At 71.1% G+C, this 23,397-nt stretch carries 20 protein-coding genes; 12 read left to right on the plus strand and 8 right to left on the minus strand.

Going from position 1 to position 23,397, the window contains the following annotated elements; all coding sequences use genetic code 11:
• Positions 1–38 precede the first annotated feature (38 nt).
• Positions 39–806, plus strand: a complete 768-nt coding sequence (locus WME85_RS47330) for a hypothetical protein (protein WP_437831312.1) — start codon at positions 39–41, stop codon at positions 804–806.
• A gap of 229 nt (positions 807–1,035) precedes the next feature.
• Here the strand turns inward: WME85_RS47330 and WME85_RS47335 are convergent, their stop codons facing one another.
• The 7 genes from WME85_RS47335 to WME85_RS47365 form a co-directional block, all read right to left on the minus strand.
• A complete protein-coding gene (locus WME85_RS47335; protein ID WP_437831315.1) occupies positions 1,036–2,862 on the minus strand; it encodes a glycoside hydrolase family 15 protein in 1,827 nt (608 codons plus the stop codon).
• A gap of 43 nt (positions 2,863–2,905) precedes the next feature.
• Complete coding sequence (locus WME85_RS47340; protein WP_437831317.1) at positions 2,906–3,445, minus strand: hypothetical protein; 540 nt, start codon at positions 3,443–3,445, stop codon at positions 2,906–2,908.
• On the minus strand, positions 3,442–4,557 hold the full coding sequence (locus tag WME85_RS47345; protein ID WP_437831319.1) for an AAA family ATPase: 1,116 nt from the start codon (positions 4,555–4,557) through the stop codon (positions 3,442–3,444). Before WME85_RS47345 ends, WME85_RS47340 begins: the two co-directional genes overlap by 4 nt.
• 46 nt (positions 4,558–4,603) lie before the next feature.
• The gene (locus tag WME85_RS47350) at positions 4,604–5,146 is read right to left on the minus strand and encodes a response regulator transcription factor (RefSeq protein ID WP_437831321.1); all 543 of its coding nucleotides are present in this window, start codon (positions 5,144–5,146) and stop codon (positions 4,604–4,606) included.
• Entirely contained in the window at positions 5,143–6,444 is a 1,302-nt protein-coding gene (locus WME85_RS47355) for a sensor histidine kinase (protein ID WP_437831323.1), read from the minus strand. Before WME85_RS47355 ends, WME85_RS47350 begins: the two co-directional genes overlap by 4 nt.
• A gap of 1,547 nt (positions 6,445–7,991) precedes the next feature.
• A complete protein-coding gene (locus WME85_RS47360; protein ID WP_437831326.1) occupies positions 7,992–8,537 on the minus strand; it encodes a hypothetical protein in 546 nt (181 codons plus the stop codon).
• 444 nt (positions 8,538–8,981) lie between these two features.
• Positions 8,982–9,701 (minus strand): hypothetical protein, encoded by a 720-nt coding sequence (locus WME85_RS47365; RefSeq protein WP_437831328.1) that lies wholly within the window; start codon positions 9,699–9,701, stop codon positions 8,982–8,984.
• A gap of 251 nt (positions 9,702–9,952) precedes the next feature.
• Between WME85_RS47365 and WME85_RS47370 the strand changes: the two genes are divergently transcribed.
• Together WME85_RS47370 and WME85_RS47375 are read left to right on the plus strand one after the other, a co-directional pair.
• Complete coding sequence (locus WME85_RS47370) at positions 9,953–10,114, plus strand: hypothetical protein (RefSeq protein ID WP_437831329.1); 162 nt, start codon at positions 9,953–9,955, stop codon at positions 10,112–10,114.
• Between the two features lie 300 nt (positions 10,115–10,414).
• Positions 10,415–11,002 (plus strand): hypothetical protein, encoded by a 588-nt coding sequence (locus tag WME85_RS47375; RefSeq protein WP_437831332.1) that lies wholly within the window; start codon positions 10,415–10,417, stop codon positions 11,000–11,002.
• Between the two features lie 135 nt (positions 11,003–11,137).
• On the opposite strand, the gene WME85_RS47380 is transcribed toward WME85_RS47375, so the two are convergent.
• A complete protein-coding gene (locus tag WME85_RS47380; RefSeq protein WP_437831334.1) occupies positions 11,138–11,743 on the minus strand; it encodes a class I SAM-dependent methyltransferase in 606 nt (201 codons plus the stop codon).
• A gap of 95 nt (positions 11,744–11,838) precedes the next feature.
• Between WME85_RS47380 and WME85_RS47385 the strand changes: the two genes are divergently transcribed.
• The 9 genes from WME85_RS47385 (at position 11,839) to WME85_RS47425 (ending at position 23,236) form a co-directional block, all read left to right on the plus strand.
• A complete protein-coding gene (locus WME85_RS47385) occupies positions 11,839–14,100 on the plus strand; it encodes a bifunctional salicylyl-CoA 5-hydroxylase/oxidoreductase (RefSeq protein WP_437831337.1) in 2,262 nt (753 codons plus the stop codon).
• A 180-nt stretch (positions 14,101–14,280) separates the two neighbouring features.
• Entirely contained in the window at positions 14,281–15,132 is an 852-nt protein-coding gene (locus WME85_RS47390; RefSeq protein WP_437831339.1) for a helix-turn-helix domain-containing protein, read from the plus strand.
• Between the two features lie 84 nt (positions 15,133–15,216).
• Positions 15,217–16,461 carry an MFS transporter gene (locus WME85_RS47395; RefSeq protein ID WP_437831340.1) on the plus strand — a complete coding sequence of 415 codons (1,245 nt, stop codon included), beginning with the start codon at positions 15,217–15,219 and terminating at the stop codon, positions 16,459–16,461.
• A gap of 124 nt (positions 16,462–16,585) precedes the next feature.
• A complete protein-coding gene (locus tag WME85_RS47400; RefSeq protein WP_437831343.1) occupies positions 16,586–17,305 on the plus strand; it encodes a MerR family transcriptional regulator in 720 nt (239 codons plus the stop codon).
• A gap of 173 nt (positions 17,306–17,478) precedes the next feature.
• Complete coding sequence (locus WME85_RS47405) at positions 17,479–18,750, plus strand: PAS domain-containing protein (RefSeq protein WP_437831345.1); 1,272 nt, start codon at positions 17,479–17,481, stop codon at positions 18,748–18,750.
• A gap of 333 nt (positions 18,751–19,083) precedes the next feature.
• Positions 19,084–20,097, plus strand: a complete 1,014-nt coding sequence (locus tag WME85_RS47410; protein WP_437831347.1) for a YihY/virulence factor BrkB family protein — start codon at positions 19,084–19,086, stop codon at positions 20,095–20,097.
• A 55-nt stretch (positions 20,098–20,152) separates the two neighbouring features.
• A complete protein-coding gene (locus WME85_RS47415) occupies positions 20,153–20,506 on the plus strand; it encodes a hypothetical protein (protein WP_437831350.1) in 354 nt (117 codons plus the stop codon).
• Positions 20,507–20,647: 141 nt separating this feature from the next.
• Positions 20,648–21,598, plus strand: a complete 951-nt coding sequence (locus WME85_RS47420; RefSeq protein ID WP_437831352.1) for a diacylglycerol/lipid kinase family protein — start codon at positions 20,648–20,650, stop codon at positions 21,596–21,598.
• A 273-nt stretch (positions 21,599–21,871) separates the two neighbouring features.
• A complete protein-coding gene (locus WME85_RS47425) occupies positions 21,872–23,236 on the plus strand; it encodes a ketopantoate reductase family protein (RefSeq protein WP_437831354.1) in 1,365 nt (454 codons plus the stop codon).
• Positions 23,237–23,397 lie beyond the last annotated feature (161 nt).

A 23,397-nucleotide genomic window follows, 5' to 3' on the forward strand; every position in this document is an offset into this window, starting at 1 on the left:
GGGGCCGCAAGGCCAGGCAAGGACACCGGGGAGGACCGATGATCTCGATTCATGGCAAGATGATGGGTCTCGCGATGGTGCTGGCGCTCGGGGCCGGGTGCGCGGCTGGCGCGGACGAGGAGATCGACACGGACGAGATGGCGCTCGACGCGGAGAGCGTCGACTCCGCGAGCGCGGCGCTGGAGGAGGCCGAGCGCGGCGGGTACGCGGCTCAGGCGCAGGCCCAGGTGGGCCAGATGGGGCCCAGCAAGCTCGGCCTGCCCCCGACCAAGGGCGAGCTGCCCTCGAAGGGCGTGATGCTGCCCAGCAAGAGCAGCCTCGGCCCCAGCAAGGGCGAGCTCCTGCCGAGCAAGGGCGAGTTCCCGACCAAGGGCCAGCTCCCGAGCAAGGGCCTCCCGACCAAGGGCGGCTATGCCCAGCAAGGCACGGCGCAGATCGGCCAGGCCGCGGTCGGGCAGATGGCGAGCCTCTCCGAGGCGCAGGTCGGGCAGGCGGGGCACGCGCAGATCGGCGCGCAGGCGCAGATCGGCCAGGTCGGCCAGCTGGCGCAGATCGGCCAGACGGGCGCGCAGGCGCAGATCGGCCAGGTCGGCGTCGGGCAAGAGGCCCAGCGTGACGGCGCGCGCTGCTTCGGCGGCTTCGGCGGCTTCGGCGGCTTCGGCGGCTTCGGCGGCTTCGGCGGCGGCTGCGGTCTGGCGGCGGTCACGACGTCGATCACCAGCTTCGTCCCGACCTTCATCAACCCCTGCTGCGGCGGCTTCGGCGGCTTCGGCGGCTTCGGCGGCTTGGGCGGCTTCGGCTGGTGAACCTGACCTTGATCTGACTGCACCCGCCGGACGGCGCCGCGCGCTCCGCCTCCTCTGGAAAGCGCGGCGCCGCGCCGGCCCTCCTCGATGAAGCCCAGAGCGCCGGCAGCCCGGGGTTGGATATCCCGGGCTGCCGGCGGCTCCCCTCTCCCTTCCTCCGCTCGCGCAGAAGCCCCGCCCCGCCGTTCACCGGCGGGGCGCGCGCGAGCCACCCTCTCCTCGACATCCTCTATCCGCTCTGACCGAGCGCGCGATCGAGGTAGAACGCCGCGCTGACCAGCCCGAGGTGGGTGAAGGCCTGGGGGAAGTTGCCGAGCAGCTCGCCGCTCGGCCCGATCTGCTCGGAGTACAGGCCGAGGTGGTTGGCGTAGGTCAGCATCTTCTCGAAGATGAAGCGCGCGTCGTCGAGGCGGCCAGCGCGCGCCAGGGACTCGACCAGCCAGAAGGTGCAGATGCTGAAGGTGCCCTCCTTGCCGGTCAGGCCGTCGCCGGCGCCCTTGCCGAGCTCGTAGCGGTGGACGAGCGTGTCGCTCGCGAGCTCCGCGAGCGTGCCGTCGATCGTGCCGACGATGCGCGGGTCGGTGGGGGAGATGAAGCGCATCAGCGACATGAGCAGGTTGCTCGCGTCGAGCGCCTCCGAGCCGAACGACTGCACGAACGTCCTCCGCCTCGCGTCCCAGCCGCGCGTCATGATCGTCTCGTAGATGTCGTCGCGCGCCTTGGCGACGCGCGGCCGATCGAACGGCAGAGATCGCTTGTCGGCGAGCCGCAGAGTCCGGTCGAGCGCGACCCAGCACTGGAGCTTGGAGTAGACGAACTGCTGCCGTCCGCCCCGCACCTCCCAGATGCTCTCATCCGCCCGCTCCCAGTTGTCGCAGACCCAGTAGGCCATGCGCCGGAGCTCGCGCCAGAAGTCGTAGGAGATGGGAGACCCGTACTTGTCGAACAGGTACACCGAGTCGATGAGCTCGCCATAGATGTCGAGCTGGAGCTGCGCTGTCGCGCCGTTCCCGACCCGGACCGGCCGCGAGCCGCGGTAGCCGTCGAGGTGGGTCAGCTCGACCTCGGGCAGCTCGTGGCGCCCGTCGATCCCGTACATGAGCTGGAGCGGCCCGGTGGGGCCGTCCTTCTCGGAGACGCGGGCGCTCAGCCATTCCATGAAGCGCGCGGCCTCCTCGGTGTAGCCGAGCCGGAGGAAGCCGTAGAGGGTGAAGGCGGCGTCGCGCACCCAGACGTAACGGTAATCCCAGTTGCGCATCCCGCCGATCTCCTCGGGCAGGCTGGTCGTCGCCGCGGCGACGATCGCGCCGGTCGGCTCGAACGTGAGCAGCTTGAGGACGAGCGCCGAGCGGTCGACCATCTCGCGCCAGCGCCCCTTGTAGCGCGACTTGCCGAGCCATTGCCGCCAGAAGCTGACCGTGCGCCGCAGGGCGTCCTCGCCGTCGATGGGCGTCGAGAGCAGGTTGGCGCTCGCCGTCCAGTCCTCCACCTGGCGCAGCGAGAACGTGGCCGACTCGCCGGGCTGCAGCACGAAGTCGGCGGTCACCCCGCCGGCGCCGTCGGCCGACAGGGGGACCGGGCTGACCAGCGCGAGGTCGATGCCATCCGAGTCGAAGATGGCGCCGCGCGGGTCGTCGAGGATCACCCGGTGGGGGCGGCGGGCGAAGTCCATCGCGGGGCGGCAGGCGAGCCGGAAGCGCACCGCCCCGCGGACGGCGCGCGCGACGCGGACGATCTGGTGCATGCCGCGGCGGTAGGCGCCGTACGTGTCGCGGTGGATCGGCATGAAGTCGCAGACCTCGCCGACCCCCTCCGCGTCGAGGAACCGCGTGAGGAGCACGTTGGTGTCGGGCATGTACATCTGCTTGCGCGACGCGCCGTGCGCCGCCGCGAGCGCGAAGCTGCCCCCCTTCGCCTCGTCGAGGATGCCCGCGAAGACGCTCGGCGAGTCGAAATTAGGGAGGCAGCACCAGTCGATGGAGCCGTCCATCCCGACGAGCGCGACCGAGTGCATGTCGCCGATGACGCCGTAGGACTCGATGGGCTTGTAGGGCATCGCCTCTCCTTAGCGCACGGCGCGCTTCGATGCCCTGCCCGGATCAGGGCAGCCGTCTCAGCTCCGCCGCCGCGACGGCGAGCGAGGGCAGGTTGGCCGGCGCCGCGGCCCGCCCGTCCACCAAGGCGACCAGTGCGGCCACGGTGGGCTCGGCGGCTTCCGCTTCCCGGCCTTCGAACTTCGAATATTTCTCGGTCTCCACCACGCCGACCTGACCCCGGTAGTGGTGGAGCCAGGTCTCCGTCTCCCAGCGTGGGACCACGAGAGCGATCGGCTCGTCCGGCCCACGCGACTCTACTCCTTCGCTCTCAAGCGCGTCTTCGAGCTCGCGGTGGCGGTGAGCGACGGTGTGATTATCGGCATCGATGTGCACGAGCAACACCGTCGCGACGGACTTGTCCCGCTGTCTGCGCACCTCTTTCGCGAAGTTTTCGCGGACGTATTGCGACCCGCACCCCTCTCCCGCAGGCAGGGATGATATGCGCACGCGCTCGAAGCCGCGCTCGTGCTTCAGGTAGCGATAGAGCACGGTTCGCGCCTGCTTGTCCTCGCAGAGCACGACCGCTGTCACCTTGCGGCTCATGCTGCACTCTCTCGCGATAGGCCCCCGCGCGCGACGATCTCTGCAGGCGGGATCGCCTCACCGGAACGGAAGCGCTCAATCCGGGTCGGCCCACCCCCCTCCCGGAACATGGTGTATCCGTCCGCCGGGGCGAGTTGATTCAAGTATTCCGGATGATGCGATATGATAAATAGCTGCGCCCCGTCGCTGCGCTGAGCACGGTCGAGCGCCTCCATCAAGAATGGCTGGATCTCGTCGAGAGAAACATAGTTATCCGGCTCATCCAGAGCGATAGTACGGCTCTTCTCGATCTGGGTGTACAGGACCACATAAAGAACGATGAGCACGCGCTGGCCGTCGGAGAGCTCGTCGAACTGCATCTGAAAATCCACGCCGGCGGGACCGGCGAAGTTGGCCCGCAGCCAGCCCGTGCGCTGCTCATCAACGCGGATCGACATGCCCTTGAAGCCGTCGAGGACCTTGCTCAGGGCGCCGAGCGCCTGCGTCACCTCATCGGGTCGCTCCTGCCACAAGGTCCGATACCAACTGGCGAAGTTGGCGCAGTCCGGCGCGAGAAATGGATCTTCTCGGTCAGCACGGCCGTTTATCCTCGCCGGGTTCGGGCGCAGCACGACCAGGCCACCCAGCCACTCCTTGAACCACGTCAGCCTCGTGTTGGCCGACCCAGGCACCACCGCGGCTAGACCGGACTTGCGCCAATTACCCGAGAAAGACGGCCCGGGCTCCCCACTGTCCTTGTGGAGCTGGACCTGGCCTTTCTTGAAAGAGAAGAGTGGCACACCGTCCAGGTGCAGCGTCTCTGTGTCGATCCGAGCCTCCCCACGGTTATGTTCGTGCTCGATGGTGAGTTTATACTGAAACACCCCTTCCGGTCCGGACGCGTCGATCTCGAACTTCTGCTCCTTCCGGAGATCCCAGCGCGTGCAGGTAGTGCCCGGAAAAACGCTCAACAGCGGGAGCTCTTCACAGATCAAGTCTCGGAGGAGGTGAAGGACCTCGAAGAGCAGCGTCTTCCCCGCTCCGTTGCGCCCCATCAGCAGCGCGACCGACTCCGGCTTCCACTCGAAATTCTGGAAAGTCTTGAAACGATCAATGTAGAGCCGCTTGATCATCGTCTGGTCCTCGTCCGATACGGAATATACCCCGCCTCGGCCACGTTCACGACCTCGGCGGCAGCCGCGACAGCTTCCGCTGGAGCGAGCGCCGGTGCATCCTGAGCTTGCGCGCCGCCTCCGAGATGTTCCCCTCGCAGTCCGCGAGCACGCGCTGGAGGTACTCCCACTCCACCCGCTCGAGCGACGGCAGGTCCTCGTCGCCGTGCGCGGCCGGGGGGAAGCCGAGCAGGGACCGCGCGCACCGGGCCGCGTCGACCGGCTTGGTCAGGTAATCGACGGCCCCCGCCCGGATCGCCGCCACGGCGTTCGCGATCGTGCCGTAGCCGGTGAACACCACGATGCGGATGCCGTCATCCATGCTCCGCAGCACCCCGACGAGCTCTATCCCGCTCTGCCCCGGCATCCGGACGTCGACGAGCGCGTACTCGAACACGTGCTCGCGCGCCATCTCCACGGCCTCCTGCGCGCTCGCGGCGAGGAACACGGCGAACCCGCTCCTGCCGAGCGCCTGCCCGAGCGCGGTCCGGAAGGTCGCGTCGTCGTCGACGATGAGCAGCGTCGGCTCGCCGGCGGCCTCCGCGCTCATGAGTCCACCGGCGCGAGGCGCAAGGCCACGCGCGTGCCGCGCGCGCCGCGCGCGTCAGGTGCCTGCCTCGCCGACACGGTGAGGCGCCCTCCGACCTGCTCGATGAGCGTCCGCACGAGGTAGAGCCCGAGGCCCATCCCCTCGCCCGGGGCCTTGGTCGTCACGAACGGCTCGCCGAGCCGCCCCTCCAGGCCGGGCGGGACGCCCCCTCCGCCGTCCTCGACGCTGATCACCGGCGCGCCGCCCTCGTCCTCGACGGTGACGACGATCGGCCCCGCGGCCGCGGGGCTCGGCCCGAGCGCCTCGAGCGCGTTGTCGAGCAGCGCGAAGAGGGCCGCCTCGACGTCGGCGGCGTCGAGGGGCACCGTGCGGCGCGGCGCGAGGTCGCCGCGCACCTCGACGGCGACACCGGGGTGCGCCGCCCGCCACGCCTGCACGCCGCGCAGGGTCGCCTGGCCGACCTCGACCCCGGCGCGCAGGCCGTCGGCCCGGACGTCCGCCCGCATGCGCGCGATGACGACGCGGCAGCGCTCGACCTGCTCGGCGATCGTCCGGGCGCGATGCCGCGCGGCGTCGCTCGACGAGGGGTCGTCGAGGCTCTCGCCGGCGAGCACCGCGATCGTCCCGAGCGGGGTGCCGAGCTCGTGGGCGGTGCCGGCCGCGAGCGCGCCGAGCGCCTGGAAGCGCGAGGCCTCCTCCGCGCGCCGGCGCAGCGCCGCGTTCTCGGCCGCGCTCTCGTCGAGCGCGCGGCGGACCTTCAGGAGCACGTGGGCGACGAGCGCCGCGCTCAGCACGAAGGCGAGGAGCATCCCGTAGAGGTGCGTGGAGAAGGCGCCGTGCTCCGGGTGGCTCGGGCAGCAAGCGCCGGCGGGGAGCGCGAAGAGCGCCGCGAAGAGGCAGGCCGCGAGCGCCGCGAGCGCGAACGTGGTCCGCGCCGGCAGGAGCGCCGCGGCGAGGGCGACGTGCACGAAGAAGAGGGCGCTGAACGGGTTGCCCGCGCCGCCCGAGGCGGCGAGGACCCCTGCGATCGCGACGAGGTCGAGCGCCACGACGCCGGCGACGAGCGAGCTCTGGGCGCCCTGCTCGGCTCGGAGCCGCCGGGCGAGAACCAGGTTGAGGCCGGCGGCGAGCGCCAGGATGGGCACGGCGATGGCGTAGCGGACGTGGTAGCCGAACAGCGCCTCGTCGACGGCCAGCGTCGCCGCGAGCAGGGCGAAGAGCGCCCAGCGCAAGCCGATGAGCCAGCGGAGGACGATCCCGCCCGCCGGCGCCTGATCAAGGGAAGCCTCGTGCGTCACGGTGGGACTATAGCGCGGGAGCCCGGGGAGGCTGCGAAGGCCGGGAGAGGGCGACGGTCGCCACGAGCTGGGGACGCCGGCGCCCGGCGCGGCGCGGCGCGGGAGGTGGTGCAGGCCGCGGCGTGGTTCCTGCGAGCGCCGCGTGGACGGGGCGCGCCACATCCTCCCGAGCGCCCCTGAGCCACCGGCGACGGCGACGGGATGCGGTCGACCGCACTCGGACCACCGGTCCGAGGCTGCCGGGAACCTGCAGCCGGCCGAGCCCAGCCTATCCAGAGGAACGTGAGCCGCTTGACGGACCAAGGTTCAAGGTTCAAGATTCTTGAACATTGGAAGGAGAGCGTATGACGAATGTTCAGCCTACTGGTAAGTGTTGGTGCGGCTGCGGCGAAGACACACTTACCTTCTTCAAGAAGGGCCATGACAAGATCGCCGAGTCGGCGGTCATCGAGCTGGAGTATGGGAGCGTCGCCGCCTTCCTAGTTGCCCACGGATACGGCCCAGAGGGGAAGAATCCACGCGCAGAACTCGCGGTGAGAAAGGGGTCCGCCCTTCTCGCATGGGCGCAGACGGTCACGCAGGTGCAGGAGGCGACGTTTCCGCTAGTGCCCGGCCTGCTTGGACAGCAGGAAGACACTCCTGCGCGGACGCCGGTCACGAAAGGGAGCCAAGCCGTGCCTGCGCGGACGCCGGTCACGAAAGGGAGCCAAGCCGTGCCTGCGCGGACGCCGGTCACGAAAGGGAGCCAAGCCGTGCCTGCGCGGACGCCGGTCACGAAAGGGAGCCAAGCCGTGCCTGCGCGGACGCCGGTCACGAAAGGGAGCCAAGCCGTGCCTGCGCGGACGCCGGTCACGAAAGGGAGCCAAGCCGTGCCTGCGCGGACGCCGGTCACGAAGGGGAGGCAGGTGGCGCAATCATTTGAACATGAAGGCCTGAAGGCGGGACGAAAACCTGAATGATCTTCCCGCCTTCCTTCATGTGGAACCTCTCTGAGCAAATGACCGGACCACCCGAGGTCGACCGCGAGCGTTGACCGCGCTGATGCCGCAGACGAAGATGCCAAAGACGGCGTTATGGCTCCACGTACCGTGCATGTGCGCCCTTGTTCGACCCATGAGGTCCTGCCATTGCGCCAATTCGTCGAAGCTTCCCTGCAGCCATGCTACTCGGGTTCCAGCTCGCCTTCCCCGGCCGGCGCCGCCTGGCCGGGGAAGGCACCCTTCACAGGCCGGCCGCCGCCGCGCAAGGTTGACAGGAGGTCAAGCAGCGACTTGTAGCGGAGCGGCATATCCGGGTGTCCTCGGCGAGCGCGGTGGTGCGCCGCGCGACCTTCTAGAGCATCCCGATCGAGCACGAGCCGCTGACGCGGGCATGAATCTCAAGTCGCGGGGCAACGATATGCCTTCGGGGAAGGATTTCGCCCCCGCGACGGCCCGCGAGGCGGTGTGCTCGCCGGGCCCGCTTCGAGGGAGCGCCTGACAGCGGTTCCTTCCCGGTGACGCCACCCGCCGTCGCCGCTGCGCAGCGGCCCCCCTTGCTCGGCGCGATCAGCGGGCCCCTGGCCGGGGCACGAATCCTTCGAATCGATCCCACCCCTCCGCGGGCTCTTCAATCCCCAGCGCACCGAAGAGGTCTCGAACTGCCGCGATGATCTCTGTGGGGACGTCGGCGCCCGGGATCCACGCGCGAAACAGCGGGCCGAGCCTCGCCGCGTGCGCCGCCGACGTGACAATCCGCAGGCTGGCCCCGCAGCCAGGGTTGCGCTGCAAGCTCGTCGAGAACTCCATGTAAGCGGCCAGGTGGCCGAACAGCTCGTCGCACGTCGGGATCCGCCTCGCTGTGGATGCAGCATGCCGAGAGAGGAACGGAGACAACAGCTCGAGGCAGCGCGCCGCCCTCAAGGAGAGCAGGAGAAGCCGATCGGCGCCCTGCACGAGGCGGTCCAAGGTCGGCTCTCCCCGCGCTTCCAGGGCGGCCCCCGGGCCGCTGCGCGTCCCGCCATCCGCCAGGCTGCTCAAGAAATCGCCCGTGATGCTGACGCGGAGGGCTCGCAGGTAGACGGATCGATCCTCGCAGGGGAACAGGGCCGACATGGGTCCGTCATCGCCATGGCCCACCGGCGCCTCGTCATCCTTTGACGCTTCAAGATGGTCCCACCCCCCGGACGGCTCGGGGATGCCCTGCGCTCGCAGGAGGTCGCGCGCGCTCTCCTGGACCAGAGGAGGAACGCAGGAGGAGACGGAGTCGGGCACCCATTCCCTGACCAGATCGCGGAACGCGCGCGCGAGTAGCAGCACGTCCGACCGGTGCCGAGCTCCCATACCCCCGAGGCTCGGCAGGGTGGACACGAATTCGTCAATGTGACTCACGATGTGTTCGCGAGGAGGCACTCCGCCTGCCGCCGCGACGACGCGCGGGGAGGCAAGGAAAGCCACCATGTTGATGAACTGCATGGTAGCCCTAGCCGTGTGCGCGGCGACGTCGCCCGGCGAAGCATCGTCCTCTGACATCGGTTCCGTCTCCAGAAGAGCGCCTGCTTATTGAGGGAAAGGTCTGCAAACAAATCCGTTCCACTGCTTCGCAAACCGGAGCCGCAGATTGAATCCATAGCCCCAGTACCTGCCGCCCTGCATGCAGGCATATGTACAGTAGCCGTCGTAGATCAAGCTTCCGAACAGGTCACACCATGGACACTTGCCATCTGCGCATCCCGTCACGATGCAGACCGCCCCATCGCCGATGGGGCAAACCTCGGTGGCCCTGCACTCGTGAGGCGGCTTGATACACTCGAACTCGGGAGCTGGCCTGATCCCCTCGGCCAAAATGGACGCGTTGGCGCTTGACATCCAGGCGAGCGCCTGATCGATGGCTATCGGCGCGTATTGGTCAAAGAGCTGTTGTACCGCTTCCGGGTCTACATCGTCCGTATCCGTGAGCTGAGACTGGACCAGGCTGGAACACGTGACGGCCGCATACTCTGCGGTGGCGTTCTTCAGTGCGGCCTCGTCCGGGTCGACATTCTCGAGGGCCGTGATCGCCGCTTCCTCCGACGTCACGGTAGGCTCTTCAGGGATCGTCGTTTCCTCCGGCGTCACGGCAGGCTCTTCAGGAGTGGATTCATCCCCGGGACCTCGGGGCTGCGGCGTGTCATCTGCCCCCTCGTCAGAGCCGATACGGATCACACATCCGGGGATCAGCACTGCACCGAGCAAACCGAGCATCAAGAGCGACACCAACCTTGAAGCTATCTTTCCCAAGGTCCACCTCGCGTCGCGCCGTTGTGTAGCGCGACTCGTTCACAGGCTAGTGGTGTCTCCTATGAGCGTCAACGACCGCAGGGACCGCGCGTCTGGTTTTATCATCGAAACGGAAGGTCAACGCCCGAACTCCACGCGCACCGCCCGTCGACTTGCGTCAGCCGCTCGCCTGCTGGCGCGCCGCGCTCGAGGGCCTCTCCGACCTTGGCTCGGACGAGGAGCATCCCGCAGAGGCGCGCCGAGGATGCGCCGTGCTCCTGGAGAAGCGCTCGGGCTCGCCGCTGCGGCCTGCCCTGCGCGGGTGCGGCACGAGCGGGGCGGCGATGCCGTGCCGGACGTGGTCTCCGAACAGCGCCTCGTCGATCGCCAGCATCGCCCGAGCCGCCTTGCCCGGCGCCGCGCGCCGCTGGTAGCATCGTCCGCGCTCGCGCCGGCGTGCATCCGGCAACCTCGCGAGGGAAACCGATGAGACACCTACTCGCCGCCCTGCTCGTCCGCTACGAGCCGGAGAAGGTGCCGCCTGAGCTGATCGACCCCGACGCGATCACGGTAGACGGCATCATCGATGCCCTGATCGGACTGCCCGGGTCGCCCCCTGGACCCATCTCCGGCGAACCTTGGTGTCCGGCGATCAGGCCGAGCAGCGCCGGACCGCGGCGCTCCGCGCTTTCCAGAGGGGCTTTCAGCTCGCGCGCCGAGGCAGCCCGAACTCCATGAAGCGGCCCATCCATCCGCTGCTGGAACCTCCGTGGTACTGGGGGGCTGGGTTGCCGGAATACCCAGGACCGACCGCCGCGCGCGAGCGGGCCCTCCGGGCCTTGCCGGATCCCAAGAACTGGAACGAGTGGCAGTCACGCAAGCAGGAGCTGCGCGACATCTACACGAGCGCATGGCGAGAGGACGTGCCCGAGGAGGATCGCGAATGGGCAGCGGCGTACCGCGATATCTGCACGAGGTACGTCAACCGCCGCCGGCGGGACGCCATCGCGCAGTGCGCCTATGAGGGCTACCTTCAGAGCAGCGGCGGGATCCTTGATGGAGCGCCCGGGAGACCGTGGCCGAACCTGAGCCACTACGCCTCGGAACCCTGGTGTGCTTTCGCCGACCGCGTCGAGGAGGCGCCGGAAGGCGAGACCGAGGCCGCGACGGCCGAGGCGGCAGCGCGCGTGTACTGGGACACGCTCTACGGCAAGGCCCCGCCCTGGGACAGCGACCCGGACCAGGCGCACTGGCTCGCGGCGGTCCGCGCCGCTCGCGCAAAGGCGCTGGCCGGCGATGCGCCGCCGGAAGAGCGGCATTAGGCCCCTGAAGACGGCCATCTTCGCGGGCATCGCGATGTCGGTTATGTCAACGGACGCGCGGGCGGAAGAGGGCGCGCCGCCGCGACGAACGACTGGTCGCCCCAGTCCGCGAGCCCCGGCGGGACGCCGCCCTCCTCACCGCGGCTTGAGCACGGAGAACAGCGCGCGCGGGAACTGCTCCAGCGTCCCCTGATAGACGGTCTCCACGCTGGAGAGGACCTCGAAATCAGCCCCGAAGATCTCGCGGAGGTCTTCGGGCGTGAACTTGTACGGCCCCACGTCCCCCGGCTGCTGGACGCTGAAGCACTTGAGGAAGAAGAACCCTCCGGGCGCGACGAGCCGCTTCAGCGTGCTGACGTAATCGCCTCGCCGCTCCGGCGGGAGACAGTGGAAGCAGCCGCGGTCGAAGACGACGTCGAACCGCTCGTCCAGCCGGCTGTCGAGGACGTCGTCCTGCAGGAAGCGCGCGGCGAGACCCCGCTGCGCCGCCTGCGCCACGGCCTGCTCGATGGCCGCGTGCGAGAGGTCGGTGCCGGTGACGTCAAACCCGCGCGCCGCCAGCGCGAACGCCTGCGTCGCCGGGCCCGTGCCGAGGTCGAGCGCCCGTCCACGACCCACCTGCCAGTGATCGAGCGCCTGCTCGAGATCGGGATCCAGGGCCGCGTGGTACCAGGGCAGGCTCTCCGCCGGGGTGCTCTGATACAGCGCTTGCCAGTCCGGGAAGTTTCGATCGTCGCTCATGTCCACGCTATAGCCCGCCGGAGCGGCGCTGCACGTCGGCGTTCTCGTGTAGGCTCCGGCGCGGGCGCAGGCGCGGGAGCAGGGGAGCAGGGCCGGTGAAGATCACATGCGTGGGCGGCGGGCCGGCGGGCCTCTACTTCGCGCTGCTCGCGAAGCAGCGAGACCCCCGGCGCGAGGTCGTCGTGGTGGAGCGGAACCGGCCCGACGACACGTTCGGCTTCGGCGTCGTGTTCTCGGACGCGACGCTCGACAACCTCGCTGACGCCGATCGCCCGAGCTACGACGCGATCCGGAGCAGCCTCGCCCACTGGAACGAGCTCCACGCGCACTTCCGCGGGCGCGTCCTCGCCTCGACCGGGCACGGCTTCAGCGGCCTCTCGCGCCAGAAGCTGCTCGCGATCCTCCAGGCGCGGGCGCGGGAGCTCGGCGTCGCCCTGCGCTTCGAGGAGGAGGTGCAGGACGCCGGCGACGCCCTGTCCGGGAGCGACCTCGTCGTCGCCGCCGACGGGGTGAACAGCCGGATCCGCGAGCGCTTCGCCGACCGCTTCCAGCCGCGCGTCGACGTCCGGCCGAACCGCTTCGTGTGGCTCGGGACGACGTTCCCCTTCGACGCCTTCACGTTCTACTTCGAGGAGAGCCGCCACGGCCTGTTCCGCGTGCACGCGTACCGCTACGAGCCGGAGCGCTCCACGTTCATCGTCGAGTGCCGGGAGGAGACCTTCCGGCGGGCGGGCCTCGACCGCGCGAGCGAGGACGAGACGATCGCGTACTTCGAGGAGCTCTTCGCGGACAAGCTCCGCGGCCACCGGCTGCTGAAGAACCGGAGCGTCTGGCGGAGCTTCCCCACCGTGCACAACGAGCGCTGGAGCGCAGACAACGTCGTGCTGCTCGGGGACGCCGCGCACACGGCGCACTTCTCCATCGGCTCGGGGACGAAGCTCGCGCTCGAGGACGCGATCGCGCTCGTCGAGAGCCTGGGGCGGCACCCGCGCGTGCCAGAGGCGCTCGCGGCGTACGAGGCGGAGCGCAAGCCCAAGGTGCAGGCGTTCCAGCGGGCCGCGCAGGTGAGCCTCCTGTGGTTCGAGAACACCGAGCGCTACATGGCGCTCGATCCCGTGGAGTTCATGTTCAGCCTGCTGACGCGGAGCCTGCGGGTGACGCACGAGGGGCTGAAGGCGCGCGACCCGGCGTTCGTGCGCGAGGTCGACGCGCACGTCGCGACGAAGGCGGAGGAGCAGTCGGGGGCGCGCGCCGCCTCCGCCGGGGGCGCCCCGCCGCCGCCGATGTTCACGCCGTTCCGGCTGCGGTCGCTCGTGCTGGAGAACCGGGTCGTGGTGTCGCCGATGTGCCAGTACTCGGCGGAGGACGGGCAGATCGACGACTGGCACCTCGTGCACCTCGGCAGCCGGGCGCTCGGCGGGGCGGGGCTCGTGATCACCGAGATGACGGACGTGAGCGCGGAGGGGCGCATCACGCCGGGCTGCGCCGGGCTCTACCGGCCCGATCACGCCGGGCGATGGCGGCGCGTGGTCGACTTCGTCCACGCCCATTCCCGGGCCAAGATCGGCGTCCAGCTGGCACACGCGGGGCGCAAGGGCGCGACGAAGCGGATGTGGGAGGGGATGGACGTGCCGCTCGAGAGCGGCGCCTGGCCGCTCCTCAGCGCCTCCGCGGTCCCGTACCTGCCGGAGAGCCAGGTCCCGAAGGCGATGGATCGCGGGGACATGGATCAGGTGACCGCCGACTTCGTCCAGGCGGCGGGGTGGGCGGACGAGGCCGGGTTCGACCTGCTCGAGCTGCACTGCGCGCACGGCTACCTGCTCGCGAGCTTCATCTCGCCGCTCACGAACCGGCGCGCGGACGCGTATGGCGGGCCGATCGAGGGCCGGATGCGCTACCCGCTCGAGGTGCTCGACGCGGTGCGGGCGGCGTGGCCCGCGGAGAAGCCGATCAGCGTGCGCATCTCGGCGACCGACTGGGCGCCGGGCGGGCTGACGACGGACGATCTCGTCGCGCTCTCGGTGATGCTGCGGGAGCACGGCGCCGACATCCTCCACGTCTCGGCGGGGCAGACGGACCCGTCCAGCAAGCCGGTGTACGGCAGGCTGTTCCAGACGCCGCTCTCCGAGCTCGTGCGGCTGGAGGCGAAGGTGCCGACGATCGCGGTGGGCAACATCCAGAGCTACGCGGACGTGAACAGCATCATCGCGGCCGGCAGGGCGGACCTGTGCGCGCTCGCGCGGGCGCACCTCTACGACCCGTACTGGACCCGGCACGCCGCCGCGGAGCAGGGCTTCGACATGGAGTGGCCGCCGCAGTACCGGTCGGTCGAGAAGACCACGTTCCGCCTGCGGTGACCGGTCCGGGGCGGCGGAGGTGGCGTGGCGCCCGGCGATCATTCTGGACCGAGCGTTCCAGAACGATCAGGGAGCCCGGGCGCGGTGGGGCTCCGGTCGGGTAGGCTTCTCCGTGGTGTCCGGTGACGGTGGCGTCAGCGCTTGCGCGCGCCGCCCGCGTCCCGCAGAGTCGCTGGATCGATGGCGTCCGAGGGCGTCCGCTACCGCGAGCACGCGCCGCACCCCCTCTTGCGCGGCGCGGTGAAGAGCTACTCCTCGTACGAGGAGCGCCACACGGCGAGCACGGAGGAGCACCACCTCCTGCCGGACGCCAACGTCGACCTCGTGTTCCACCGCGGCGACGCGCGCATCGAGGGGCGCGACGGCCGCCTGCGCCCCTTGCCGTCCGTCTTCGTGATCGGCGTGCGGGACGGGTCGGCCCGGATGATCTCCCGCGGCCTGTCGCGCGTGCTCGGCGTCCGCTTCCACCCGTGGCACGCGGCCTCGTTCCTCGAGCGCGAGGCCGACGTGCGCGGGTACTGCACGATCGTGGGCCCGGGCCTGGAAGCGCTCTCCGGGCGGGTCGGGCCGCTCCTCGCGGACGGCGCCGGCGGCGCGGCGCTCCGGCTGGTCGAGGCGTGGCTGCTCGCGCGGCGCCGCGTGGCCCGGCGCGCGGCGGCCCCGGTGGCGGCGGCGGGGCTGGCGCTGCACGCGAGCGGCGGGGGCGCGCGCGTCGGCGCGCTGGCGGAGCGGCTCGGGGTGTCGGTGCGGCAGCTCGAGCGCCAGTTCAAGCGGGCCGCTGGCCTCTCTCCGAAGGCGCTGGCGCGGCTCATCCGCTTCTCCCGGGCCACCGAGCGCCTCGAGCTCGACCCGGGCGCGAACCTCACCGCGCTGGCCTTCGAGCTCGGCTACGCGGATCAGGCGCACTTCATCCGGGAGTTCCGCGCCTTCGCGGGCATGAGCCCGGGCCGGTACGCCGGCGAGGTCCGGCGCCTCTGGCCGCCGGGCGAGGGCGCGCGCGGCGCCGCTCCCGGGGAAGGCGCGCGCGCCTGACCTGACGCGCGCCCGGGGAAGGCGCGCGCGCCCGTGTCGCGTTTGTTCAATCGGCGGCGGCGCGCGGGTCGTACCCCTCGCTGCATGACGAGCACCGTCGAGCGCCCTGCCGGCGCGGGCGTACGCCCGGGGGCGTTCTTCTTCCTTCAGGCCACGGCGTTCCTGAGCGCGGCCGGCACCGGGCTGGTCGCCCCGGTGGTCCCCTTCCTCGCCGCGCGGTTCGCCGGCGACCCTGCCCATGTCGCCTCGGCGGTGGGCCTGCTGAGCGCGTCGTACTCGCTCTGCGCCTTCTTCTCCGCGCCGGCGCTCGGGGCGCTGAGCGACGCGACGGGCCGCCGCCCGGTGCTCCTGCTCAGCCTCGTGGGCTCCGCCGCGGGGTATGCGCTGTTCGGCTTCGCCGACGCCCTCCCGCTCCTGTTCCTCGGGCGCGCGATCGACGGCCTCACGGCGGGCAACGTGGGCACGCTGTTCGCGTACCTGGGCGACACGTCGCCTCCCGAGCAGCGCGCCCGGTACTTCGGGCGGATCGGCGCGATGTTCGGAGCAGGCCTCATCGCCGGCCCGGCGCTCGGCGGACTGGCACTGAGGCTCGGCCTCAAGGCGCCGTTCTTCCTGGCGGCCCTCCTCACGGCCCTGAACGCGGCGGGCAGCTATGTGTTCCTCGAGGAGAGCCTCGCCCCCGAGCGCCGGGCCCGCGCGGTGCCGTGGCGGAAGCTCGACCCGCTCTCGCAGCTCGCCGGGCTGCTCCGCCTGAAGCACCTCCGCCCGCTCCTGACCGTGGGCGTGCTGTTCACGGCGGCCTTCGTCTCGCTCCAGGCGACGTTCGCGCTGCTGGCCAAGGACCGGCTCGGGTGGGGCGCCGACGCGGTGAGCTTCGCCGTCATCGCGGTCGGCGTCACGGACGTGTGTGTGCAGGGGATCTTGCTGGAGCGTCTGGTCAGCGCCCTCGGGGACTCGCGGGCGCTGGCGCTGGGGCTCGGGCTCGTGGTCCTCGCGCTCGCGACCATGGCGCTCGTCGCCAGCCACCCGTCCGCGCCGGCGTTCGTCGCGGCGATCGTGGCGTTCGCGGGCGGCGAGGGCCTGCTCACCGCTTCGTTCGCCGCCCTGCTGTCGCGGGCCGCGGGGCCGGCCGCGCAGGGGCAGGCGCAGGGCGGCAATCAGGCGCTCCAGGAGCTGGCGTATGTGGTGGTCCCGCTCGTCGCCACCCAGCTTTACGCGCGGGTCGGCATGGGCGCGCCCTTCTGGGCGGCGACCGCCGCGGCGGCGCTCGCCGGGGTGCTCCTCCGGGCGGGCATCGTCGAGGCGACCGCGGCCAGAGGTGAGGAGTGACGGCCCGGGGCGCGCGAGGGTGACGCGAAAAAAGTTGGGGCCGGGCCTTGATCCTCACGCTACGTGAGGACCTAGCCTCCGGGGCATGGACGTCCTCACCCGCCCTGGAAACAGGGGAAGCACCATGCGTTCAGCACCGTTGAAAGTCGGCGAGCTCGCAAGTCAGACCGGCCTCTCCGTCCGGACGCTCCACTATTACGAGGAGGTCGGCCTGCTCTCTCCGTCGCATCGCACCGCGTCGGGGCACCGGCTGTACTCGGCAGGCGACGTCGCCCGGCTCCAGCAGATCAAGTCGCTGCGCGAGCTGGGCTTCAGCCTGGAGCAGATCGCGGGGTGTCTGGACAGGCAGGGTTTCTCACCGCTGCAGACCATCGAGCTGCACCTGTCGCGGCTGCGCGAGCAGATCGCGCTGGAGCAGAAGCTCTGCGCGCGGCTCGAGGGTCTGGCCCATGTCCTGCGGGCGGGAGAGGACGTCTCTGTGGAGCAGCTCCTTCAAACCATCGAGGTGATGACCATGATCGAAAAGTACTACACCCCAGAGCAGCTCGCGGAGCTCAAGCAGCGCGCGGACGCGCTCGGCCCGGAGAAGATGCGCGAGGCGGAGAACGCGTGGAAGACGATCTACGATGACATGCGGGCGGAGATGCAGAAGGGCTCCGATCCGAAGAGCGAGCCGGTGCAGCAGATCGTGCGGCGCATGCGGGAGCTCATCGACGCGTTCACGGGGAAGAACCCCGAGATCGAGAGATCGCTGAACACGATGTACCAGCAGGAGCCGTCGATGAGGAACCGCCCCGGGGTGGATCCGGCGTTGCACGAGTTCATCGGCAAGGCGATGAGCTAGCGTCACCGTCACGGTAGACGCTGGACGCGCGGGTAGTGCCGAGATCCCCGGCCCCCAGGGGGGGGGCCCGCCGCGCGGCGTGGGGAGCGCGCGCTGCTGCCGCGGCGTCGCCGGGGCGCAGCGCGGGTCGGCGTGGCTGACGGTGGGATCGAGATCGGATAGCGTGTGGAACGATGAGCGACGAACCGGGCTCGAACGCTATCCAACGCGAGAACGCAGCGCTGCGCCAGCGGGTGGCCGAGCTCGAAGGAGCCGAGGCGAAGCTGGAAGCGCTCTGCTCGGTGAGCCGGGCGTTCATCGCCCTCATCGACCGCGATGGGCTCGTCCAGGAGACGTTCGCGACGCTCCTCAGCCGCTCCGGCAGGGTGGAAAGCGGGCGTCGCGCCCCACCGATGGCCGCGATGGTCCGCGAGGACCACGTCGAGCGCTGCATCGCGACCATCCGGGAGTCGCTCGCCACGCGGACGATCGCGAGCCTGGAGTACCCCATCCGGTTCGGCCAGGAAGAGGTGTGGTGCCAGGCCTCTTGCAAGCCGTTCACGGACGACACTGTGCTCTGGGTCGCGCATGACATCACAGCGCAGCGGCGACTGGCGTATGCCCAGGCGGAGCTGCGCAACTTCCAGGCGCTCGTCAACAGCGCCCCCGACGGCGTGTGCATCGCCTCCAGGGAAGGCGCGGTCTTCCACGCCAACCAGGCCTTCCGCGCCATGGCAGGACACGGCGACGACACGCTCGGCAAGAGCCTCTTCGACCTCTACCGCGCAGAGGAGCACGACCAGCTCGCCGCGATCGTGCAGCGGTGCTTCGAGAGCGGCTCGTGGCAGGGGACCCTCACCCTCGCCCAGCGCGACGGCCGCACCCTCCCCTGCCAGGTCTCCATGGTCGCCCTCGCCGCCGAGGCGGGGCGGCCACCGGCCCTCGCCACCATCGCCCGCGACCTCACCCCCCTCTACGACGCGGAGCGCGAGCGACTCGCCCTCCAGGAGCAGGTCATCCAGGCTCAGCAGGACGCGCTCCGCGAGCTCTCCACCCCCCTCGTCCCCCTCGCCGAGGGCATCGTCGCCATGCCCCTCATCGGCACCCTCGACCGCCCTCGCGCCCAGCAGGCCATGGAGAAGCTCCTCGACGGCATCGTCCAGCACCAGTTCCACACCGCCATCCTCGACGTCACCGGCGTCAAGGACGTCGACGCCGAGTCCGCCGACGCCCTGCTCCGCATCGCTCGCGCCGCGCGCCTGCTCGGCGCCCAGCTCGTCCTCACCGGCATCAGCCCCGGCACCGCACAGACCCTCGTCGACCTCGGCCTCGACCTCTCCGGCATCACCACCCGCAGCACCCTGCAGGCCGGCATCGCCCACGCCCTCGCCCCGCGCGCGAGGACGCCGCGCCCGCTCCAGGACGCCGCGCCCGCCTCCCCGGCCGCCCGGCGGCTGCCCGCCTGAACCACGAGCCGCCCGCCCGAACGTCGCTACCGCACGCGCGAGGGGGCGCGCCGGGGCGGCCGGGGAGCCGCGAGGAACCCCATGGCGACGGGGCTCGCGGTCGCCTGAGCCGTGACGTGGCCTTTCTGCCGCGTGGGGCAATTCGCGCCACGCGCGCCGGGGAGCCGCCAAGCGCTCGGCCGGGCTGCAAGACGAGAGACCGCCACCTTGTGGTCGAGCCCCCACCGCGCTCGTCCTGGCACTCGCGTTGCTCCCCTGAGGGCAGCCGCCCCGGCGTGAGCCGCCAGGATGAACATCACGGCGCCTCGTGCGCCCCAGCAGTGAAGGTCTGTCATGAACCTGCCCGGAAAAGAAATCCCCTGGAAGGATTTTCTGAACGACATCAAGCAGGAATGGGTCAAGGACAAGGTCGACACCGTCGCTGCTGCGCTGGCCTTCTTCGGTGTCCTCGCGATCTTCCCGTTCCTGCTCTTCGCGGTCGCCCTCGCCGGCCTGGTCATCGATCCGGCCGAGTCTGCGCGGCTGATCGGCGAGCTCTACCGGGTCGCCCCCCCGGCGGTGGCGAACATCCTCGGCGAGCGCCTCCAGGCGCTCACCGAGGGGCAGAGCCCGGGGCTCCTGACGATCGGCGCCCTCGGCGCGGTCTGGGCCGCCTCGGGCGGCGTGATCGCGCTCATGGACGCGCTCAACTCGGCCTATGGCGTCGAGGACAGCCGGTCGTTCCTCAAGCGCCGCGGCATCGCCCTCCTGGTCACCCTCGGCGGCGCCGTCCTGCTGGCGGTCGCCTCGGCGCTCACGGTCGCCGCGCCGGCGATCGCCGAGCACCTCGGCCCCTTCGGGACGCTGCTCCTCTGGCTGCGCGTGCCGGTCTCGGCGCTCATCGTGATGGCGGTCCTGGCGACCCTCTATTACGTGCTCCCTGACGTCGAGCAGACGTTCAAGTTCATCACCCCGGGCTCGGTCGTGGCGGTCGTGATCTGGGTCCTCGCGTCCCTGGGCTTCTCCTTCTACGTCAGCCGCTTCGGCAGCTACGAGGTGAGCTACGGCGCGCTCGGCGGCGTCATCGTCCTCCTGCTCTGGAGCTGGATCTCCTCGATGGCGGTGCTCCTCGGCGCCGAGATCAACGCCATCATCGAGCACCGCTCGCCGGACGGGAAGCGCACCGGCGCCAAGGACGCCAGCGATACGGGCGCGGACGTGCCCAAGACCGAGAAGGAGGAGGCCCAGGGCGCCGCGCTCCCGGCCAGCGCCGCGCGCCCCCCGCGCGACAAGGGCACGAACGGCGACATCGCGCTCCCCCACCCCATCCGCTCGAAGCACTCGGAGCTCCACGGCGGGAGGGCGTAGCCCGCCCGTGCAGCCCTGGTTCGTCGCGAGCCTGACCTCTTACCGGAGTACCTTCATGCTGCATCGAGTCCTCCTGTCCACATCGCTGCTCGTGCTCCTCGGCTCGCTCGCCACGGGTTGCCAGAGCGCCCCGGCCGGCACGCCGACGGCGCCTCCGCCGGCGGAGGGCGGCAGAGGCGCGGAGGCGGAGGAGGCGCTGAGCCTCGACGACGCGGGCGGCGGCGGCGCTCCGACAGGGGCCGGCGGCGCGGCGGGCACCGGCGAGCCGCAGGGCTGCGGGACCGACAGCCCGCTGCTCAAGTACGTCGGCCACAGCCAGGGCGACTGCGCCCGGATCCGCTTCGCCTGCGAGCCCGGGTGGAGCTACTTCAGCGACGATTGCGGCTGCGGTTGCACCAAGCAGCCGTGATCGGCGCGGCCCCGCCGACGCCGGCCGAAGCCAGCGCGCTCCCCTGCGCGCGGCGCGCGCTGGTCACCGCCGGCGCCGGGGCGTCCCGCCACAAAAACACCTCGCCCTGGGCCGCCTGCGGCATCTAGCATCGGTGCCCGCATGCGCCCCCTGCTCATCGTGAATCCCCGGTCCAGCGGCGGAAAGACTGGCAAGCTCTTCGACGGGATGCAGACGCCCATCCGGCGCGTCCTCGGCGAGGTCGACGTCGTGCGCACGGAGCGCCCGCGCCACGCGGTGGACCTCGCGCGCGAGGCGGCGCTCGACGGGCGCGAGACGGTGGTCGCGGTCGGCGGGGACGGCAGCGTCAACGAGGTCGTGAACGGGCTGATGCAGGCGCGGGATCGGGGCGCCGCGGGGACCCGGCTCGGGATCATCGGCGCGGGCACCGGCGGCGATCTCTGCCGGACGCTGAAGCTGAACCACCGGCTCGACCGGTACTGCACGGCGATCGCGAGCGGCAGCGCGCGCCCCATGGACGTGGGCCGCTTCTCGTACGAGACGCACGACGGCCGGCAGGCCGAGGCGTTCTTCGTGAACGTCCTCTCCGCGGGGATGAGCGGCCTCGTGGATCAGATCGTCAGCGAGACGTCGCGGGCGCTCGGCAACACGCTCGCGTACACGATGGCCTCGGTCCGGGGCCTGGTCCGCAGCCGCGTCGGCCGGGTGCGCTGCGTGGCGACGCTGCGCGGGGAGCGCCGCGAGGAGGAGCTCGCGACGCGCACCGTGGCCATCTGCAACGGCCGCTTCTTCGGCGCCGGCATGCAGGTCGCGCCGATGGCGCGGGCCGACGACGGCGTGTTCGAGGTGATCGACCTCGGCGGCGCGCCCCACGTCCGCTTCGCGGCGGTGTCGACCGGCATGTACACGGGCGCGCACGTCCGCCACCCGGACGTCCGCCACTTCCAGTGCGACCGCATCGAGCTCACGCTCCTGAACCGCGACGTCGAGCACGCGTTCCTGCTCGACGTGGACGGCGAGCCGCTCGGACGGCTGCCGATCACGGTCACGATGGAGCCGAAGGCAATCCAGGTGCTGGCGCCGGCGGACTGAGGGGCTGGTGGGGTTCCTGCGATGCGCGTTCTGGAACGATCAGTCCAGAATGCACCCCAGAAGTGAGCGTCAGGTGTGGCTGGCACGAGCGCCGCGCAAGAGGCGGAGAGTTGACCAGCACACGTCCTGAGCTGGTGAAGAACAGGAGCACCACCATGGTCCATCGGCGCGCCCTACCTGACGCGCCGCGGTGAAGTCCGACCGCCCTCTCGCCCCGTTCCCGCTCTCCTGCAGCCGTCGAGTCCGCGGCGCAGCGGTGGTAAGGGATCTCGCATGAGCTTCATCGATTCCCCTCCAGGCGAGCTTGCCCCGAGCTCGTCCGCGGCGCGCGCTTCCTCCGCTCCCCGGCTGCTTGTCGTCGGTTGCGGCGGGATCGGCGGCATCGTCGCCGCGCACCTGTTCGAGCAGGGCCACGACGTCACCGCGTTCACGACGAACCCGGTCATCGCGGACGCCATCAACGCCGCCGGCTTCCGGGTGCGCGGCGAGGCGAGCCCCGGCACCGTGCGCGGCCGCGCGGCGTGCGAGCTCGGCCAGGACACCCGCCCGTTCGACTACATCCTCCTCGCGACGCAGCCGCCGCAGGTCGAGGAGGCCGCGCGCGGCGTCGTCGCGCACCTCGCGCCGTCGGGCGCGATGATCTGCCTCCAGAACGGCCTCTGCGAGGAGCGCATCGCCCGCATCGCCGGCCCGGAGCGCACGTTCGGGGCCATCGTCGCGTGGGGCGCCTCGATGGTCGAGCCCGGCGTGTACGACCGCACCTCGAGCGGCGGCTTCGTCGTCGGCCGGCTCGACGGCGCGAGCGACGCCCGCCTCCACGAGCTCGCGCGGATCCTCGAGGCGATCGGCCCGACGACCGTGACGGACAACCTCGCCGGCGCGCGCTGGTCGAAGCTCGCCATCAACTGCGCCATCTCGTCGCTCGGCACCGTCGGCGGCGACCGCCTCGGCGCGCTCCTCAGGCACCGCTTCGTCCGCCGCCTGGCGCTGGAGATCATGACCGAGACCGTGCACGTCTCGCGCGCCGTCGGCGTGCGCCTCGAGAAGGTGGCGGGGACGCTCGATCTCGACTGGATCGCGCTCACGGACGCCGAGCGCGTCGCGGCCGGCTCGCCGGGGCTCTTCGCGAAGCACGCGCTGCTCCTCGCGGTCGGCGCGCGCTACCGCCGCATGCGCTCCTCGATGCTCGCCGCCATCGAGCGCGGTCGCTCGCCGGCCGTCGACTTCCTGAACGGCGAGGTCGCCTCGCGCGGCGCCGCGCTCGATATAGCGACGCCCATCAACGCCGCTGTCCGCGAGGAGGTGCTCGCGATCGCGGCGCGCAAGCGCAAGCCGAGCCTCGAGTCGCTGCGCGCGCTGTTCGACCGGACGCGCGGGCTCGTCGGCGCGCCGGGGTCCATCCGGCCGCCGGCCGCGGTCGCGCCGCAGGAGCCTTTCGCGGCGGCAGCCGACCAGCCGGCCGCGCCGTACGAGCCGTCCGCGGCCGCCGCGGATGCCCAGGCGGCCGAGCCGCAGGAGCCGTCCGCGGCCGTGGTCGATGCCCAGGCGGCCGAGCCGCATGAGCCGTCCGCAGCCGCCGCGGATGCCCAGGCGGCCGAGCCGCATGAGCCGTCCACGACGGTCACCCCGGAGCGCTGAACACATCAGCGACGGAAAACCGCCAGGGCGACGAGGCCACCAACAATTGTCCTGGCCTTCTTGCCGCTGGCGCAGATCCCGCTCTCCGCGTCGTCGCGACGCGCACTCTTTGTCGCGCCGTCGCGTCGAAGTTCGGTAGCATCGGGCGTCTCTTCCTGTGG

Origin of the sequence: Sorangium sp. So ce1153 (genome assembly GCF_051521595.1) — a bacterium.
Taxonomy (GTDB): domain Bacteria; phylum Myxococcota_A; class Polyangia; order Polyangiales; family Polyangiaceae; genus Sorangium.